Genomic DNA, 16,888 nt, shown 5'->3' with positions numbered 1-16,888 from the left:
CACCACGCCTTAAATGTTTCAGTGGCATTTAGTCTTTCTGTTTTGCCGGAGCTCAACCCATGCCGTCAGGCAAGGTCCATTACGAAATCTTCGTCAAGAAGCATCGCAAGGCGGGCTGGTCGCTGGCGGAAGCCCGTCCGGACCGCGAGGATGCGATCGAATACGCGCGGACGCTTCTGCAGAATCTGCCGACGGGTTCGGTGCGGGTTTCCAAGGAAAGATTCGACGAGGGCAGCCGCACCTTCCGCTCGACAACGATTTTCGAGGAAGGCGCGGAACGCTTTGCCGTCGATGAAGACAAGACGGGCGACGGGTCATTGCCCTGTGTCTCGCCGGATGATCTGACCAATGCGTCGGCGCGTGACACGATGCGCCGCGTGCTGTCGGAATGGTTTGTCCGCAAACAGCTGACCCCGATGGAGCTGATGCATTGCCCTGATCACGCCGAGGATCTGGAAAGCGGCGGCACGGAGCTTCAGCACGCCATTCAGAAAGTCGCCGTGGCCAGTGCGCGCGACGGCGATTCGACCGTCCATGCCTATGTGAAGCAGCTCAACGATCTGACCCAGCAGGCCTTCGACCGCATCTACAAGGACGGGAAAACGAAAAACCTGCCGCGCTTTTCGGATTACAAATCCTATTCCGCGCTGATCGACGCCTTCGTGCCCAAGCAATCCCTCTACAAGATCCGCGCCGCCCTGTCGGACCGGCTGGCCGATGAGCGCAGCTATGGCAAGAAGTTGCGGGTCCTGATGGAGTTTGCCGGTGATTTGCCGGCGGATCCCGCAGCCAGAGCGCTGGCGCTGGAACAATTGGACATGTTTGCGTCGGAAATTCTGGATTTTGATTCCGGTCTGTCTGCCATCATCGGTTCGGTGGATGAACTCGGAGACGAGGTTCAGCGCCTGGCCGACATGTTCGATGGTTCGGCAAACGCCGAAAGTCTGAGCGGCGCGCCGGCCGAGGCGCGGACGCTAACCGGCCTGATGAAAGATGGGAATTTTTCCGCCTGCCGTGCGGTGATTGCGGCCGCCTTGCTGGAGCGCCTGCGCCGGCCGCGCCGCCTGCGCCCGGCCGATGTCATGGCGGAAGTGAAGCTGGCCCGGAAGCTGGCACAGAAACTGGTGGTGGCGCAGGGCCCCGACCTGTCGGCTGAATCCCTGCAGGACGCCTTCGCCAAGCGCTCGGCGCGTTTGCTGACGCCGGAGACGATCGGCGACTTTCTTGAAAAGTGTGATTCCACGGATCAGGAGATCGACCAGCTCCTGGCGCTTGAAGAAAACATTGTCGGCGAACAGAACAAGAGAAAGCTGGCCGGCTATATCCGGGCAACGCTGGGGACCCACAAGACCGAGAGCTGGTTTGTTTCCGGTGAGGGGCGCCCGGTGGACCGCCTGCACCGTCTGACCGCCTTTCAGAACCGGGCGCTATCCGGGAATTACCCGGCGGAGGACAAGGCCAGCCTTTCCGATGCGTTCGACGGGCTGGGTATGAAGATCATAGAGCGCTCAAATCTGCTCGAAACCATCGCCAGTGGCAGCCAGCCGGTTCTTGATCGCGCAGCCTCGCTGTTGAAGCTGGTGACTTGCCAGGCGATCCCGGCCGGAAAATGCGCGGCGGCGGCACAGCAAAAGGCGGTCCGCCTGATCCGGTCAGATGCGGGACTGGAGGAGGCGCGCGCCGATACCGACCGCGAGAAGCTTTCGGGTATCGAGCAGATGCTCAAATCCCTGGCAAAGGATGCGGCCTAGGCGGCGCTTCCATAGAAGTTCAGCGTGAACGGGCCACCCCAGAAGACCTTGCCAAGGCCGCGCACGGCCTTGTCCAGCATCCGGGCGCGGTTCGGGGCGCCGACAGCCCACAGAGCGGCTGCGGCAATTCCGTAAATCACGGACTGCACCGCTCCGACCGCCATCCAGAACAATATGCCGGGAATATTGACCGGCCTCCGCGAGGCGCAGGCCGCACTCGGTCCCTGGCCATAGGCGAAGGCGCGCTTCAGCGTATAGTTCAGCGTCGCCCGGCTGGTCAGCGGATCTTCCCAGACCCAGGCCTCGGCTGACCAGGCGAAAACCGCTCCGGCCTCCTGCATCTGCGCAAACAGAAGATCATCCTCGCCGCCGCTTTGATTGCGGCTGGTATCAAAGGGCTGGTCGCCCGGCAGCGCGGCGCGGCGGATCAGCGAGTTTCCGCAACCATAATAGTGATCAATATGGCCGCTCTCTTCCGGACCGCTGCGGGCGAAAAATTGCGAATAATAGTCGCGATGCCGGCTGACACTATCCGGAAGCCGGGTCCGGACGGGGCCGAATACGGCGTCAGCTTCGTAGAAGCGCAGCGTGCCGATCAGCTCACACAACCAGGTCACGGGGGCTTCCTCGTCGTCATCGAGAAAAGCGATCAGCTCGCCCGTGCTGGCGGCCAGGCCGGCATTGCGGGCGTTGGCGACACCGGGTTCGGGCATGTGCACGATCTGCACGGGCACCGCCGCGACCTTGGCCACGGCCTGTGCGGCAGCCAGGCCGGAACCGTCCGGGTCATTGTCGACAATCACCAGTTCGATCGACAGTCCGCAGGGATTGGCCTGAGCGAGAATGCTTTCCGCGGCGCGCGTCAGCCCGTCCGGGCGCTTGAAAGTCGGGATGATAACGGAGACGTCCATGTATCGGGCCGCAGATCTGAGGGCGTCTGACAGCGCATTGCTGCCCGGCCAGACCGGAATTCAAGCTTCCAGTCTGCCACCCAAGCGCTGAAATCTGGTTAAAACCGGCACCAATTCCGCGACTTGCGGACCATATCAGCTGTCAGATCTGGGCAATGTCGTCATTGCTGGCGGAAAAACGCAAAATCTCGGCGAGTGGCCGTATTTCGGCACTATGCCGTGCACCCAGATGTTCGTTCTTGTCGAGCAGCGGAACATCTTCGGGGATTTTCGACCGGTCGACACGGACCGAACCGGACAGAATGACGATCGGAATATCCGGACACAAACCCTGCATCGTGGTCAGCGTATCTTCGGGATTCACTGAATCCGGCAGGCGCAGGTCCAGGAGGACAAGGTCGTAAGCCTGGTTTTTCAGTTTCCTGCGGGCATCACGAAGATCACGCGCAACCTCGAAACCGATCTCGAAATCGCCGGATTCAAAGACCGCGTTCTGCGCCAGAAGCGCGTCCGCAAAATCATCCTCGACGTGAAGTACTTTTAGTGCCGACACAGCCTGCCCCCAGACATCTATCAATACAGCCCGGCTCAAGCCTCGGCCTATTCGAGACCGGAGGCAAGGTTAATCAATGCCTGCCTGCTCGAGATTGGCGCGCCGGGCCGCTGCGGTCATCGTGTTCCGCAGCAGCATGGCAATGGTCATTGGACCAACGCCGCCGGGAACCGGTGTGATCCAGCCTGCAACTCCTGCCGCTTCATCGAAATCGACATCGCCAACCAGTCGGGTCTTTCCTTCGCCTCTTTCCGGCGCGTCGACCCGGTTGATTCCGACATCCAGCACGCAGGCGCCCGGCTTGATCCAGTCACCCTTGACCATTTGCGGACGGCCGACGGCGGCAACCAGGATATCAGCTGTCCGGCATAGCGCCGGCAGGTCTGTCGTCCGCGAATGCGCAACCGTGACGGTGCAATTCTTTTCCAGGAAGAGCAGAGCGGCCGGCTTGCCGACCAGGATCGACCGGCCAATCACCACGACCGACTTGCCGGTCAGGTCGCCCATGGCCTGTTCGGCCAGAAGGACACAACCGGCCGGCGTACAGGGGCGCAGACCGTCTTCGCCCGCCAGCAGACGCCCGGCACTGATCGCCGTCAGCCCGTCAACATCCTTGTCCGGATCGATCATATTGATCACGGCGCCCGCATCGATGTGATCGGGCAGCGGCATCTGAACCAGAATGCCGTCCACCGACGGATTGTCATTCAGCTGCCGTACCAGGGCAATGACCTCGTCCTGGCTGATCGAGGCGGGCTTGCGGATTTCAGTGGACTCCATGCCCGCCGCCATCGCCCGCCGGACCTTGTTGCGGACATAGACCTCGCTGGCCGGATCCTCGCCGACCAGAACAACGGCCAGCCCCGGCTTGCGGCCCATCAGGCGCTCCAGTTGAGCGGCCGCAGCGCCGACCCGGCGGTCGATCTCCTCAGCTATGGCTTTTCCGTCGATGATCTGTGCTGTCATGTCGTTCCGGCTCCCAGCCTGGCGGCGATGTTTGCGCGTTCGCCTGCCTCGCAGACCATCTCGATTGTCTTGAGGCGGTGGCTATGCCCGCGCACCAGTGTCAACCGGTTCTTAGCAAGTCCAGCCTGTTTGGCGAGCAATTTGATGAGGGCGGTATTGGCCTTGCCGTCTTCGGGGATGGCCCGCACCCGGACTTTCAGCCAGCTTTCCCCGTCGGAACCGTCGATCCAGCCCTCGATCCGGTCGGCCGAGGCATTCGGCGTCAGCCGGACAGTGAGCTGCAGGCCCGACGGGACAGTCCGCAGTCCCGTCAAAACCGGAACATCAGCTCCGGCAGAAGCCATCCACGGATAAACTGGATCAGCAGGATCACGACAAGCGGCGAAAAATCCAGCCCGCCCAGATTGGGCAGAATCCGTCGGACCGGTTGCAATACCGGCTCGGTCAGAGTCGACGTCATCCGCCACAGCGAGCCAACAAAGGGATTGTAGGGATTAACGATCCTGAAGCTGATCAGCCAGCTCAGAATGATCCCGACGATCAGGATCAGAATGAACAGACCCAGCACCGGGTCGAGAAAATAGACGATCAGCGCGTCCAGAAGGGAAAGATTGGTGCCCATGCCCGAAAACTTTGCTCCATCTCTGATGGTTTCCGGTCTAGCCCTATCCCGCGGCGGCGGGCAAGCCGTCTTGATCAGATTGGCCCGGAAAAGCAGGAAAGTGCGGTGGCGCACCGTCTTGACGCGGAAACGGCACGGACTTATTCCATCGCTCCCAATCGGTCGGGGCTATAGCTCAGTTGGGAGAGCGCGTCGTTCGCAATGACGAGGTCGGCGGTTCGATTCCGCCTAGCTCCACCAGCCTTCACTGACGATGTCAGCGGAGGCTGTCACGCCGTAGCCTGAAAGGCGAAGGCGGACCCGCCCTTTCCCGTTCATGCAGTCGAATGTGCGCTTACTCAAGCGGCGTCGGAACTGGCTTCCTGTGCCAGCAATGCGACCATGCCGTCCCTTGTTTCAGTCGACCGCAGACGGGCGCGGACATCCTCGCGCCGGAAGACGCGGCTGACGCGGGCGAGAGCCTTGAGGTGTTCCGTGCTGGCAGCTTCCGGGGCCAGCAGCAGGAAAACCAGGTCGACAGGCCGGCCATCAATGGCATCGAAATCGATTGGCGTCTTCAACCTTGCAAACAGGCCGAATACGCCGGAAATGCCGTCCAGACGGGCATGCGGAATCGCGACGCCATCACCGACACCAGTGGAACCCAGGCGCTCACGGTCCATGACCGCATCAAGAATTTCGCGCGAATCCAGTTCCAGCCGCGACGCTGCAGCCTCACACAGGATTTGCAGCGCTTGCTTGCGGTTTGTCGCGCTGATCGTTCCAAGAACGGCGTCTGCCGATAACAGATCGGAAAGGGCCATATTGCGTGTCCGGTAGTCAGTCTGAAGCAGAGTGGTCATGCTTCATCCGGTTGATCCAGAGGGGTTCAGTTACTTTTGCTGCGATCGGGATCGATCCAACCGACATGCCCGTCAGGCCGCCGGTAGACGATATTGACCCCGTTGTGCGCAATATTCCGGAACATCAGGAATGGCGCCCCCGCCGCTTCCAGTTCCAACACCGCCATGCTGGCCGTCATGACCCGCAGCTCCCCTGGCGTCTCGGCAACGATTACGGGTTCATCGCCGGATGGCAGGTCCTCGTCTTCGTCGTCGAAATCGGATTCCGGCCGTCCGCGGAACACCGTGATCGGTGTTGTTTCCGCCGGAAGGTCGGATTTGTTCTCATTGTGATGGTTCTTCAGCTTGCGCTTGTAGCGGCGCAGCCGCTTTTCCAGATGCTGGCTGGCCTGGTCGGCGGCCTTGTAGGCGTCCTCACCCTCACCATTGGCCTGCAGCATAACGCCGGACGGAAGGTGCAGCGAAACATTCACCCGGAAGCCTGTTCCCTCCTTGGAAACGGAAACATAGGCTTCGCTCGGCCGGTTGAAATATTTCGAAACGGCTTCCTCGACACGGCCGACGATCTCCTCGCGGAGGGCGTCAGAAACATCGATACCTTTGGAAACGACCTGGATCTGCATGGTTGGCCCCAGCCTAGCACATGGAATTCTGTCTTGCGAGCGCGAAAGCCCCCTCAAGAGCGCGCGGAACCTATTGGCGGTTTCTGAAATGTCAATTCCGGCACTGTTTCCGTCCTAGCCGGCGCGCTTGAGCATGCGGCGGCGCTGGATGGAAGAGGGAATGTTCATGGCTTCCCGGTATTTGGCCACGGTCCGGCGCGCAATATCGATACCTTCATTGCGCAGGCGCTCGACCAGAGCGTCATCTGACAGCACATCGTCCAGCGTTTCCGAATCGATCATCGTCTTGATGCGGTAGCGCACGGCTTCTGCCGAATGGGCCTCGCCGCCACCGGCAGACGGGATCGCCGACGTGAAGAAATACTTCAGCTCGAAAAGGCCACGGGGCGTCGCGGCATACTTGTTCGATGTGACCCGGCTGACCGTGGATTCATGCATATCGATCGCGTCAGCCACGGTTTTCAGATTCAAGGGCCGCAGGAAGGCGACACCCTTGGCCAGGAACAGATCCTGCTGACGCACAATCTCGGCAGCGACTTTCAGAATGGTCCGCGCGCGCTGATCCAGGGATTTGACCAGCCAGCTGGCATTCTGGGCGCACTCGGTCACAAATGTCTTGTCTTCTTCGCTTCGCGCCACAGCATTGATTTCTGCAGCATAGCTCTGATTGACGAGGACTCGCGGCAAGGTGTCCGCATTCAGTTCGATCCGCCAGCTGCCGTCCGGATTTTCCCGGACAAAGACATCCGGCTCGATCGCGCGGGTATTGTCGGCACCATAGGCGAGGCCCGGCTTGGGCGTCAGCGACCGAAGCTCGGCCACCATGTCGTCGAGATCTTCCTCGTCAACACCGCAGATCGACTGAAGCGCGGCGTAATCGTGTTTTGCCAAGCGGTCCAGATTGTCCAGAAGCTTGGCCATGGCCGGATCCAGCCGGTTCCGGTCCTTCAGCTGCAGCGCCAGGCATTCGGGCAGATCGCGGGCCATGATTCCGGCGGGTTCGAAGCCCTGGATGATATCCAGTGCGGCTTCCACCTCTCCGCGCTCGACACCCAGCCTTTCGGCCACTTCGCCGAGGTCGTTGCGCATGTAACCGTCATCATCGGCCAGATCGATCAGATGGGCGGCGATCATCCGCCGTACCGGCTCCGCGCCGGCGATGCTCAACTGGTCGTGCAGATGTTCCGACAGGGATTTTTCGCGGCTGGCATTGGCCGCCGCATCATAGTCGCCCCCCTCGAATGAGCCGCCGCGATTGGCGCCTGACCAGCTGGCGCTCATTCCGGCATCGGTCCCCGCCATATCGGCTTTGGAATCCGATGTATTCAGCACATCGGCGTCGGCATCGACGGCATCATTGGCTTCGGCGTGGGAGGAGCCATCCAGTTCCAGCTCCTTGCGGGCGCCGTCTTCCTTCAGCTCGACGGTTTCCGGCTCGTTTTCGCGGTCATCGCGTTCCAGCAGCGGATTGCGCTCGAGCTCCTCCTCCACAAAGGCGGCCAGCTCGATATTCGAGAGTTGCAGCAGCTTGATCGCCTGCTGCAATTGCGGCGTCATGACCAGGGACTGGCCCTGCCGCATTTCAAGTTTTTGATGAAGTCCCGCCAACGGGGCCCCTCCGCTCTGAATCAGTCAGAGAGGAGTTAATCAGCCAAAACTTTCACCGAGATAAACGCGGCGGACATCCGGATCGGCCCGGATCTCGGCCGGCTTGCCCTCGAACAGGACCTCCCCCTCATGGATGATGGTGGCGCGGTCCGTAATCTCCAGCGTTTCGCGGACATTATGGTCGGTGATCAATATGCCGATGCCGCGATCCTTCAGAAAACGGATCAGGTCACGGATGTCGGTAATGGCCAGCGGATCGATCCCGGCAAAGGGTTCATCCAGCAGCATGAAGGAGGGCCGGGTTGCCAGTGCGCGGGCAATCTCCACCCGGCGGCGTTCACCGCCCGACAGAGACAGCGCGGATGCATCGGCAAGGTGGCTGATGCGCAATTCCTCCAGCAGCTGGCTGACGGTTTCCTTGCGGGCGGTCTTGTCCGGCTCGACGATCTCGGCCACGGCCAGGATATTGTCCTTTACCGACATGCCCCGGAAGATCGAGGCTTCCTGTGGCAGATAGCCGATGCCCAGCCGTGCCCGCTGATACATGGGCAGGCGGGTGATATCCTCGCCATCCAGCAGGATGCGGCCATAATCGGCCTCGACGAGGCCGGTGATCATGTAGAAACAGGTCGTTTTGCCGGCGCCATTCGGTCCCAGCAAACCGGCCACCTCGCCGCGTTTCAGGCGCAGCGATACGCCTTTTACGACCGGCCGCTTGCGATAGGACTTGCCGATATTCTCGACAACCAGCCCGCCCGCCGGTTCAGCCGACAGTGTTCTTTCCGGCGTCATGATGTCATCGGCCATGCTCACCCTTCAGCGTCCCCGCCGTCTTCATCGTCCTCATCCCCGTCAGACGTGGGATAAAGGATCAGGCGGACCCGTCCGCTACTGTCCGTTCCGGCATCCTCGGCCTGGCCGCCGCAACCGGGCGGATTGACCCGCGAATTATTGGTGGCCAGGTCCACCACCAGGCAGTTCCCGGTGATGACGTCGCGGCCGCGCGTCAGCACGACATTGCCGGTCATGACAATGGTTTCTTCTGTCAATTCGTAGACTGCGCGCTCTCCGCGGGCCACTTCATCCGGTGTCACATAGAAGACATTTCCGGTGGCGATCACGCGATCAACCTCGCCCCAGCTTGACCCGCCCGCACCGGAACCACTCGTGCGCTGGGCAAAGAAGACTTCCAGCCGGTCGGAGCGCAGATTGGCGTCGCCCTGGGCTGCGTCGACCTCGCCGGAAAACACTGCGCGGCGTTCGGTATCAAAGACTTCCAGATGTTCGGCGGTGATATCCATCGGCCCGCCCTGGGAACCGATCTGGGCCATGGCCGCTGCCGGAAGTCCGGCCAGCAGGGAAACAAGGGCTAACAGGCGCATCATCATGGCTGGTCTCCATCGCCGCCGGCTTCATTGCGAATATGTGTGCGGACATTTCCTGTGAACACGACACGATTGCCGCCGTCCAGTATTTCATATGCATCCGAGCGGATGGTGCCCAGCGGCCCCTCACCCTCGACAGTGCTGTCTCCGACAACGCGCTCCTCGGCCAGGAAGATGCGGGCATGGTCGGCGAGAAATTCATAGCCCGAGCGGGTCCTGAAGCGCACATCGGCATTGAGGTCCAGCGTGCGGGCATCGGCGTCGAACAGCCCGGTACGCGCCAGAACACCCTCTGCCTCGTCATCAGCGGCAATCAGATCATAGTCGAGCTGAGGCGATTCCAGCTCGGTCAGGCGCACATCCTCGCCGCGGCGCCGGATCGCGGCATCGGCGGTCACCACATAGGGTGTGCCGTTCTCGTCGCGCCCGGTGAATCGCGGATTGATCATGCGGGCATCTTCACCCACGGTCACCGGCGCCTGCTCTTCGGTGCCCAGAGACCGCCACACGATCTGGGCGATAATCAGGGCCACGATCAGGCCTGTCAGGCCCACAAGGCCCAATCGCAAAAGTCGCACGAACCGGGTCCGCCGCCGCGCCGCGGTCAGCGTCGTCGCACGCCGGGGCTCCCACGCCGTATGATGCGCGGGCTGCAGGGCGGACATATCAGCGGTCGTGGCGGTCATTCAGTCCCGTTCATGGCCGTCTGGCGCGGCAAGTTTATGGCAAGCCGGTCAGGCGTGCGCGAAAATATCAGTCTCGTCCCAGCCCTCGAGATCCAGCGCCGCGCGTGTTGGCAGGAAATCGAAGCAGGCCCGTGCCAGGTCCATCCGGCCCTCGCGCTCCAGCTTTTCTGTCAGCCTGTCGCGCAACTGATGCAGATAGAGGACATCCGAGGCTGCGTATTCCAGCTGGGCATCGCTCAGCTCTGCAGCGCCCCAGTCCGAGCTCTGCTGCTGTTTGGACAATTCAATGCCCAGCAATTCCCGCGTCACATCCTTCAGCCCGTGCCGATCCGTATAGGTGCGGGTCAGCTTGGAGGCGATCTTGGTACAGAAGACGGGTGCCAGCGTGACGCCCAGATATTTCCGGATCATGGCCACATCGAAACGCGCAAAATGCAGAATTTTTTCGACACCCGGATCGGCCAGCAGCGTCTTCAGATTGGGACAGTTATACCCTGAGCGGTCCATCTGGACGATATGGGCGTCGCCATCTCCGGCCGACAATTGCACCAGGCACAGCTTGTCTCGCACCAGCGACAGGCCCAGCGTCTCGGTGTCGATCGCCACGGCCTTGCCGAAGGACAGGCCGGCAGGCAGATCCGATTTGTGAAAATGGACAGTCATTTTGCGTTTTCACCTTGTTTTTTCCGGTCTAGCCCGAGCCGGGCAAGGCAACAAGCGCCGCGTGCGCCGCACGCGGCAGGCCGGATATTTGGGCTGAAAGGCGAACCGCCCTATCTTCCCGACAATGACGGATGTCCTGCACGATCCTGAAACCGGCGGGAGTGCCGAGCTGACGCGCCGGGATGGAGGCATCCTGCAAATCCGTTACGCCGGCAGCATCAGCCTCGCATTTGTGGAGAAAACCGCCGACCGGATTATCACCCGGATTGAAGACGGTGCCCGCCGCATCCTCTATCTGGTTGAGGACTCAACGCCGCTGTTCACACCCGCCGAGCTGACCGATGAAGTGCGCCGCGTGGGGCGGGCCGGCAACCGGCAGGCGCGCTTTGCCTACCTGGCTCCCGAGGACATGTTCACCAAACATTTCATGCTCATCGAAGCGGCGGCCTTCAATGAGGGTGTGACCGTGAAATTCTTTTCCGATAAAGCGGCCGCGCGGGCCTGGCTGACGGAAGATAATTAGAGCGTTGCCAGAAGCGGCCCTGCCGCGATTGGACAGATAAGCCCCCGCACGAGACTATCCTCGCCTCGATAGGGGGAAACAGTATGCTCGAAACGATCTATTATATCGGCCAGACCATCGCCGTTGTGGCCATCCTCGGATCCGTCGTTGCTCTGGTGATCCAGCTACAGCAAAGCAACAGGCTGGCCCGCGCGGAAATGTCCTTGTCCGCCTGGCTGCCATCAATCCGGTATTTCTCGGAATCCGTGAACAGCGAGGAGACATCGGCCTTCTTCCACAAGGCCTTGTTCACCGACCAAAAGCTGACCGACCCGGAGCGGATGCGCTTCTCTCATTTCGCGGCATACAACACCAACTCTCTGGAAACGCTGTTCTATCTGGAAAAGGAAGGCCTCTGTAACCAAACGATCCTGCTTCGGCATATCGAAGGCACTGAATATTTCCTTCGCAGCCCACGCATGCGGCACTGGTGGGCGGCAACCCGCGATAATTACTACCTGCCGGAATTCCGCGAATTCTTCGATACACTGGTATCCAGGTACGAAAGCTGAGGGGGCGACTTCCAGATGCGCCCTATTATCGCCCGCCTGATCATTATCGCTTTGACGGGCAGTCTCGCATCCTGCGGTCAGGCGCGGCCCGGTGACCGTCTCGATTCCACCCATATCGATACCGCGCTGACCGCCTTCCGGCAGGACGATCCGGATGTGTTGGGTACGCTCGAAAATGGTGCGGCCATGGCACATCTGCAGCGGCATGCCGGCCGGACGGGTTACTATTCACGCGAGACCACGGATCGCCAGATCATCGAGGATCTTATTCACCTGGATGACCCGGTTCAGACCGGCAGGGCCCTGCCGGCCCAGCAGCTTCGTGACCGGATCGTGGGTGATCCGGAGCGCCAGCAAACCTGCTTTGGTGAGGCGCGATCCCATTGGCCGGAGGACTGGCGCGAGCCGGTCACTGTTTATCTGACCTGGGGATATGATATCGGCGTGGCGAGTGATCTCGGCGCGTCGCTGAATCTGGCCCATCCGCATTTCCTCGAGCAGCCGGACGAGGTCTGGTTCTACTGCGTCCACGAGGTCCACCATGTCGGTCTCATCCGGCGCCATGAATTTCCCGATATTCCGGGCCTGGAGACACGAGGCGATCTCCTCGCGGCGGTTCGATACCTGACCTTCCTTGAAGGCACGGCGGTTTACGCCGCCCATGACTGGCGTGCCCGCGAGGCGGCGCTGGACGCAGACGGGGACTATGCTGCCCTGCAGAACCCTGCCCGAATGGAGGTGATTTCAGCGCATTATCTTGAGTATCTGGACACGCTGTCGGACCGCCCGCCGGGCGAAGCCATCAGCGATGCTGACTGGGAAATTATCGAGGAAATGTCAGGCGGAGACCGCCTCTGGTACCGGCATGGCGCCTTCATGGCGGCGGAGATCGATGAGGTGCTGGGCCGGGCGGCCTATCTGGAGGTTCTGGAAAACGGGCCAGACGCCTTCTTTGCCGCCTTCGAGGCGTTGGCAGAAACGGCTCGCTAGAGCGTGCCGGGATCAGGACATGTCGGAGATCAGCACCCGGAGAAGCACTTGGCCCTCATGCCCTAGTCGCGTCCGAATATCTGATAAAGCGAAAACACGGCCAGCATGATCGGCCAGGCAAACACCCAGATGCGATGCATGCCATGGCGCCGGACATGGCGCCAAACCAGATAGCCAAAGACCAGTATTGAAAGAATCAACACCACAATAATCGTGAAGGCGGTCAAAAGGTCCGGTTCAAGGCTGCGCATGGCACGGATTTCCCGGGTGTTTGAGGGGCCACGACCAGACGGTTTCGGCCTTATCCGCGCCAAGAGGATCGTGAATGATAATAGGCTTTGAAGGGGAGAATGGTGCCCAGGAGAAGACTCGAACTTCCACGCCCATACGGGCACTAGCACCTGAAGCTAGCGCGTCTACCAATTCCGCCACCTGGGCAGGTAACAGGGCGCGGGACATACGAATTGCACACGCGCCTGTCAATTCGCGTGTCAGCGTTTCCTGCCGCTGACCGCTTCGACAATGTGTTTTGCATCCTCTGCGCCGCGGCGCACATGGACGAGATCGCCCGGCTCCGACCAGGCCGGCCGTAATGAATCCGATGCCAGGATCACGGCCGAATAATCACCCATCTGGTCGAGCGCGGCGCGGTTGAACAGCCGCTGCGAGGCCACATCGCCTTCAAAAAGGGCGCGCGGTGCGTCGTCCAGCAGCGAGTCCGGTGACTGGACAATTGGCGGTTCCGGCAAAGCCGATCCCCGCAGCTTGCGGTAACGGTAACGCTTCATGACACTTATTCCCCCTGTCCATCCCCGGGGCCCGTCAGCGCTTCGATCGGCGCTTTCCGTTTGACCCATTTGAACCCTTCGCGCTTGGTTATCACGGCTGTATCGACAGGTCCGCCGACGCCTTCCGGTCCAAGCGACATGCGCATCTTAACAGAAGTTAAATGAACGAGCGACTCTGCAAGCCATGCCATCTCGTCCGGCGGCATACCCTGTAATGTCGAGGCGAACGGGCCCAGATGCATGTCCTGGATATAATCACGCAGATAATCCAGGAAAACGCCGATGAATTCATCTGACATGGCAGCATTTTCGGCTGACAGGCGTGACTTCTCCTGCTGGTTCTTGGCGAACTGGTTGATCAGCCGGTCGCCATTGGCGCGGATCAGGTCGCGGAACACGGTCAGCGAGTAGTCCAGAAAGGACGGATCCACCCCGTGCACCATGGAGATCATCACATTGCGCACGGCAAAGGGCAGGACATCGGCGGGATGGTCCACCGTGATCTGGCTTTCCGAACGCGTGGTAACTGCCAGCCGGCCGGCGATCACCCCATCGCTTTCCAGATTGATCAGGGACGGAAAGGTTTCCCGCGCGCCGAAGCCGGCAATCACGATGCCGGATCGTGCCACGGTCTCGATATCAGCGATCGCCAGCCGGTGCAGAAGGCGCGGCAATTGCCGGCGGATGTCATTATTCATCCGGTCGCCGATCCTTGACTGCAGAAGGTCAGCATAGCGCTCGAGCAATTCCGGGAAATTCTTCAGGAATTCGTTTTCCGACAGATCTCGCAGGGCCGGGTGAACCCTGCGGGCCTCGACATCGGCGATGAGCGGTTCCAGCGACCGGCTGACCAGCGCGCTGGCCTCGATGGCCCGCAGAAAAGACGCTGTCTTGGTAAAAACCGCCAGCTCACTGTCGCGCAAGGTGAAGTTCTGGAACTTTCCGGCGAATTCGAAAAAGGCATGACCCCATTCCTCGATCGAGGCATGGGCGGTGTCGTGATGCTCCCGGTATTCCTTGATGATCACTTCCCAGGGCACGCGCATGAATTCGGCATTGCCATAGATCATCACGCCGACAGGGTGCCGGTTCGACAGCTGAAACAGCTTGTCGACACTGTCATAGGTCTTGATGCTCATACCCGAGCCGAATGTAGCCTTGGAGTCCGCGGCCAATGCCACGGCCTGCTTGTTCAGCAAGGCGACTTCTGCCGTCATTCTCTCAAAGACCCCCGAAACACGCCATTTTTGGCCATGAAGCCCACAAGCCTAGCCATGAAGCCTTGGCAATTGGAGTCGGTTCGCTCGCCAAGCGAATGTAAAGCGCAGTGCTGCATGGACAGGCGAAGCGATTTCTGGTCTATGCGGGCGGTTATCCGAGATCACGCGGGAGAGACAGCCTGATGCTTCGCAACGAGATGATCACCGTCTTCGGGGGCTCCGGTTTCATCGGCCGGTATGTTGTACGTGCGCTGGTAAAGCGCGGATACCGGGTGCGCGTCGCCACGCGGCGCCCGCATCTGGCGCTGGACATGAAGGTGACGGGTGTTGTCGGTCAGGTCGAGTTGGTCCAGGCCAATGTGCGTGTCCCTTCTTCGATCGCACGCGCCGTTGATGGTGCGCATGGTGTGGTGAATCTGGTCGGCATCCTCGCTGAAGGGGGCCGTCAGCGTTTCGCCAGCCTGCAGGCCAAGGGGGCGCAAAACATCGCCGAGGCAGCAGCTGCGGCCGGTGTTCAGCGTTTCATCCAGATGTCGGCGATCGGCTCTGATGCGGGTTCGGATTCGCGCTATGCCGCGACCAAGGCGCAGGGCGAGGCCGCTGTTCAGGCCGTTTATCCGGATGCCGTGATCCTTCGTCCCTCGATCGTGTTCGGGGCCGAGGACGATTTCTTCAACCGCTTTGCCGACATGGCGCGGTTTGCGCCGGCTCTGCCGCTGCCGGGTGGCGGTCATATGCAGATGCAGCCGGTCTTTGTCGGTGATGTCGCCGATTGCGTGGCCAATGCCATGGACGATGCATCGGCCGGCGGCATTTACGAGCTCGGCGGTCCGCGCGCCTATACCTATCGCGAGCTGATGGAATTCATCCTGAAGACGATCGACCGCCCGCGATTCCTTGTACCGGTACCGATGTTCGCCATGTCGCTTCTGGGGCTTGCCGGAGAAATGGCGGCGATCCTGCCTTTCGTTCAGCCTTTCCTGACGCGCGATCAGGTCACGCTGCTGGCCGAGGACAATGTCGTCTCCTCCGACATGCGCGGGGTAGCCGATCTGGGTGTGACACCGGAAACTGTGGAATCCATTGTACCGAGCTATCTCGGCCGCTACCGCCGCTACGGGCAATTCCACGAGGCCGCGTAAACCCGGCCTAGAAGACCAGCCAGAAAATCACACCGGCCAGCGCCACCCGGTAGAGTACGAAGGGCAGAAAGCCGACGCGCTCGACAAAGCGCATCATGACGGCAATGGCGGCCCAGGCCGAGGCAAAGGACAGGCCGGCGACAATCAGCCCGTCGGTCAGACCGGTGCCCTCGGCCCCGCCCATCGCCAGATCAATTCCTGCGACAATCGCAAAGGCGGCGATGACCGGGATCGCCATCAGCATGGAGAACCGCGCCGCCTCGCTGCGTGACAGGCCCAGCGCCCGCCCCGCCGTCATGGTCACGCCCGACCGGCTGGCGCCCGGTATCAGGGCGAACATCTGCACGAGGCCGATCAGGAAGGCCTGACCGTAACCGAGTGTTTCTGTGGTCTTGTGTGTGCCCCCGAACCGGTCCGCCGCCCACAGCGGGACGGCAAAAACCAACGTGGCAATGCCGATTGCCAGAGGCGAGCGAAACAGGCCGGCATTGCCGGTCAGATAGAGTGCGCCGGCGGCGATGATTACCGGCGGTGTCGCCACGCCGATCAGCAGGGCCAGCCGCCCGCCCGGCGTCATGCGCCCGGACAGCCAGGCCAGCTTGCCTCGGGCGACATCCAGAATGTCCCGCCAGAAATAGACCAGAACAGCCACCAGACTGCCGGCATGGGCCATGACATCAATCAGCGGGCTCTGATCGTCCAGCCCGGCGGCGATCGGCGCCAGGATCAGATGGGCAGACGAGGAAACGGGCAGGAATTCCGTCAGTCCCTGGACCAGGGCAAGAAGCACAAGCTGGAAAAATGACATGAACGGGCTCCGCAGGTCGGCCGGAGTCTGATCTCTCCCGCTTCGGGTGACCAGAGCGTTAAATGATACTGTAGCCCGGACGCAAGAACGCCCGGCCACGAGGGGGTGTGGCCGGGCGTCTGCTGTGCGCCGTCAAAACCTTGTGCGCATGCACCGGGAGGGGACTCCGGTGCGATCGGGACGGCAGATCCGTCAGCGGGGGGACGACGCCAATCCAGCGCCCCAATCAGCCGTTACATTAAAGACACGGGCGCCA

The 16,888-nt window shown here is 61.2% G+C and carries 21 protein-coding genes and 2 tRNA genes; 6 read left to right on the top strand and 17 right to left on the bottom strand.

The features are described from left to right. The first annotated feature begins 59 nt into the window (after positions 1-59). Complete coding sequence (locus V0U79_RS11410; protein ID WP_330199642.1) at positions 60-1,751, top strand: hypothetical protein; 1,692 nt, start codon at positions 60-62, stop codon at positions 1,749-1,751. Here V0U79_RS11410 and V0U79_RS11405 read toward each other — a convergent pair. The 5 genes from V0U79_RS11405 to V0U79_RS11385 all read right to left on the bottom strand — a co-directional run bounded on the left by V0U79_RS11405 (position 1,748) and on the right by V0U79_RS11385 (position 4,803). Then, a complete protein-coding gene (locus tag V0U79_RS11405; RefSeq protein WP_330199641.1) occupies positions 1,748-2,662 on the bottom strand; it encodes a glycosyltransferase family 2 protein in 915 nt (304 codons plus the stop codon). The two genes, V0U79_RS11410 and V0U79_RS11405, sit on opposite strands and share 4 nt — an antisense overlap. Positions 2,663-2,804: 142 nt before the next feature. Then, positions 2,805-3,215, bottom strand: a complete 411-nt coding sequence (locus tag V0U79_RS11400; RefSeq protein ID WP_330199640.1) for a response regulator — start codon at positions 3,213-3,215, stop codon at positions 2,805-2,807. Between the two features lie 69 nt (positions 3,216-3,284). After that, positions 3,285-4,181, bottom strand: a complete 897-nt coding sequence (folD, locus tag V0U79_RS11395) for a bifunctional methylenetetrahydrofolate dehydrogenase/methenyltetrahydrofolate cyclohydrolase FolD (protein WP_330199639.1) — start codon at positions 4,179-4,181, stop codon at positions 3,285-3,287. Further along, positions 4,178-4,495 (bottom strand): DUF167 domain-containing protein, encoded by a 318-nt coding sequence (locus tag V0U79_RS11390; protein WP_330199638.1) that lies wholly within the window; start codon positions 4,493-4,495, stop codon positions 4,178-4,180. The genes folD and V0U79_RS11390 overlap by 4 nt, the downstream gene beginning before the upstream one ends. Then, positions 4,492-4,803 (bottom strand): YggT family protein, encoded by a 312-nt coding sequence (locus tag V0U79_RS11385; protein WP_330199637.1) that lies wholly within the window; start codon positions 4,801-4,803, stop codon positions 4,492-4,494. Before V0U79_RS11385 ends, V0U79_RS11390 begins: the two co-directional genes overlap by 4 nt. A 164-nt stretch (positions 4,804-4,967) precedes the next feature. On the opposite strand from V0U79_RS11385, the gene V0U79_RS11380 reads away from it, so the two are divergent. After that, positions 4,968-5,043 (top strand) — tRNA-Ala (locus V0U79_RS11380). A gap of 98 nt (positions 5,044-5,141) precedes the next feature. On the opposite strand, the gene V0U79_RS11375 is transcribed toward V0U79_RS11380, so the two are convergent. The 7 genes from V0U79_RS11375 to V0U79_RS11345 form a co-directional block, all read right to left on the bottom strand. Continuing rightward, the gene (locus tag V0U79_RS11375) at positions 5,142-5,645 is read right to left on the bottom strand and encodes a PTS sugar transporter subunit IIA (protein ID WP_330199636.1); all 504 of its coding nucleotides are present in this window, start codon (positions 5,643-5,645) and stop codon (positions 5,142-5,144) included. Positions 5,646-5,671: 26 nt separating this feature from the next. Continuing rightward, entirely contained in the window at positions 5,672-6,268 is a 597-nt protein-coding gene (gene hpf / locus V0U79_RS11370; protein ID WP_330199635.1) for a ribosome hibernation-promoting factor, HPF/YfiA family, read from the bottom strand. A 114-nt stretch (positions 6,269-6,382) separates the two neighbouring features. Then, positions 6,383-7,876, bottom strand: a complete 1,494-nt coding sequence (gene rpoN / locus V0U79_RS11365; RefSeq protein WP_330199634.1) for an RNA polymerase factor sigma-54 — start codon at positions 7,874-7,876, stop codon at positions 6,383-6,385. 39 nt (positions 7,877-7,915) lie between these two features. Continuing rightward, positions 7,916-8,683, bottom strand: coding sequence for an LPS export ABC transporter ATP-binding protein (gene lptB, locus V0U79_RS11360; protein ID WP_330199633.1), 768 nt, complete (start codon positions 8,681-8,683; stop codon positions 7,916-7,918). A gap of 2 nt (positions 8,684-8,685) precedes the next feature. Then, the gene (locus V0U79_RS11355) at positions 8,686-9,264 is read right to left on the bottom strand and encodes an LptA/OstA family protein (protein ID WP_330199632.1); all 579 of its coding nucleotides are present in this window, start codon (positions 9,262-9,264) and stop codon (positions 8,686-8,688) included. Next, complete coding sequence (gene lptC, locus V0U79_RS11350) at positions 9,261-9,947, bottom strand: LPS export ABC transporter periplasmic protein LptC (RefSeq protein ID WP_330199631.1); 687 nt, start codon at positions 9,945-9,947, stop codon at positions 9,261-9,263. Before lptC ends, V0U79_RS11355 begins: the two co-directional genes overlap by 4 nt. Before the next feature lie 48 nt (positions 9,948-9,995). Then, positions 9,996-10,610 carry a ribonuclease D gene (locus V0U79_RS11345; RefSeq protein WP_330199630.1) on the bottom strand — a complete coding sequence of 205 codons (615 nt, stop codon included), beginning with the start codon at positions 10,608-10,610 and terminating at the stop codon, positions 9,996-9,998. A 124-nt stretch (positions 10,611-10,734) separates the two neighbouring features. Between V0U79_RS11345 and V0U79_RS11340 the strand changes: the two genes are divergently transcribed. From V0U79_RS11340 to V0U79_RS11330, 3 genes are all read left to right on the top strand, one after another. Then, on the top strand, positions 10,735-11,133 hold the full coding sequence (locus tag V0U79_RS11340) for an STAS/SEC14 domain-containing protein (protein ID WP_330199629.1): 399 nt from the start codon (positions 10,735-10,737) through the stop codon (positions 11,131-11,133). An 83-nt stretch (positions 11,134-11,216) separates the two neighbouring features. Further along, positions 11,217-11,684 (top strand): hypothetical protein, encoded by a 468-nt coding sequence (locus V0U79_RS11335; RefSeq protein WP_330199628.1) that lies wholly within the window; start codon positions 11,217-11,219, stop codon positions 11,682-11,684. A 15-nt stretch (positions 11,685-11,699) separates the two neighbouring features. After that, the gene (locus V0U79_RS11330; protein WP_330199627.1) at positions 11,700-12,674 is read left to right on the top strand and encodes a DUF5700 domain-containing putative Zn-dependent protease; all 975 of its coding nucleotides are present in this window, start codon (positions 11,700-11,702) and stop codon (positions 12,672-12,674) included. A 62-nt stretch (positions 12,675-12,736) separates the two neighbouring features. Here the strand turns inward: V0U79_RS11330 and V0U79_RS11325 are convergent, their stop codons facing one another. The 4 genes from V0U79_RS11325 to V0U79_RS11310 all read right to left on the bottom strand — a co-directional run bounded on the left by V0U79_RS11325 (position 12,737) and on the right by V0U79_RS11310 (position 14,679). Then, positions 12,737-12,925, bottom strand: a complete 189-nt coding sequence (locus tag V0U79_RS11325) for a hypothetical protein (protein WP_330199626.1) — start codon at positions 12,923-12,925, stop codon at positions 12,737-12,739. Positions 12,926-13,025: 100 nt separating this feature from the next. Further along, positions 13,026-13,112: transfer RNA gene (locus V0U79_RS11320), tRNA-Leu, on the bottom strand. Positions 13,113-13,165: 53 nt separating this feature from the next. Then, positions 13,166-13,462, bottom strand: coding sequence for a hypothetical protein (locus V0U79_RS11315; RefSeq protein ID WP_330199625.1), 297 nt, complete (start codon positions 13,460-13,462; stop codon positions 13,166-13,168). A 5-nt stretch (positions 13,463-13,467) separates the two neighbouring features. After that, positions 13,468-14,679, bottom strand: a complete 1,212-nt coding sequence (locus tag V0U79_RS11310) for a hypothetical protein (RefSeq protein WP_330199624.1) — start codon at positions 14,677-14,679, stop codon at positions 13,468-13,470. 185 nt (positions 14,680-14,864) lie between these two features. Here V0U79_RS11310 and V0U79_RS11305 point away from each other — a divergent pair, with 185 nt between their 5' ends. Next, on the top strand, positions 14,865-15,824 hold the full coding sequence (locus V0U79_RS11305; RefSeq protein WP_330199623.1) for a complex I NDUFA9 subunit family protein: 960 nt from the start codon (positions 14,865-14,867) through the stop codon (positions 15,822-15,824). 7 nt (positions 15,825-15,831) lie between these two features. On the opposite strand, the gene V0U79_RS11300 is transcribed toward V0U79_RS11305, so the two are convergent. After that, positions 15,832-16,632 carry an undecaprenyl-diphosphate phosphatase gene (locus tag V0U79_RS11300; protein ID WP_330199622.1) on the bottom strand — a complete coding sequence of 267 codons (801 nt, stop codon included), beginning with the start codon at positions 16,630-16,632 and terminating at the stop codon, positions 15,832-15,834. Between the last annotated feature and the right edge of the window lie 256 nt (positions 16,633-16,888).

The sequence above is a fragment of the Hyphobacterium lacteum genome (genome assembly GCF_036330345.1).
In the GTDB taxonomy this organism is placed as follows: Bacteria; Pseudomonadota; Alphaproteobacteria; order Caulobacterales; family Maricaulaceae; genus Hyphobacterium; species Hyphobacterium lacteum.
The sequence above is the reverse complement of the archived record's forward strand: the minus strand, read 5'-3'. Positions and strand labels throughout refer to the sequence as shown.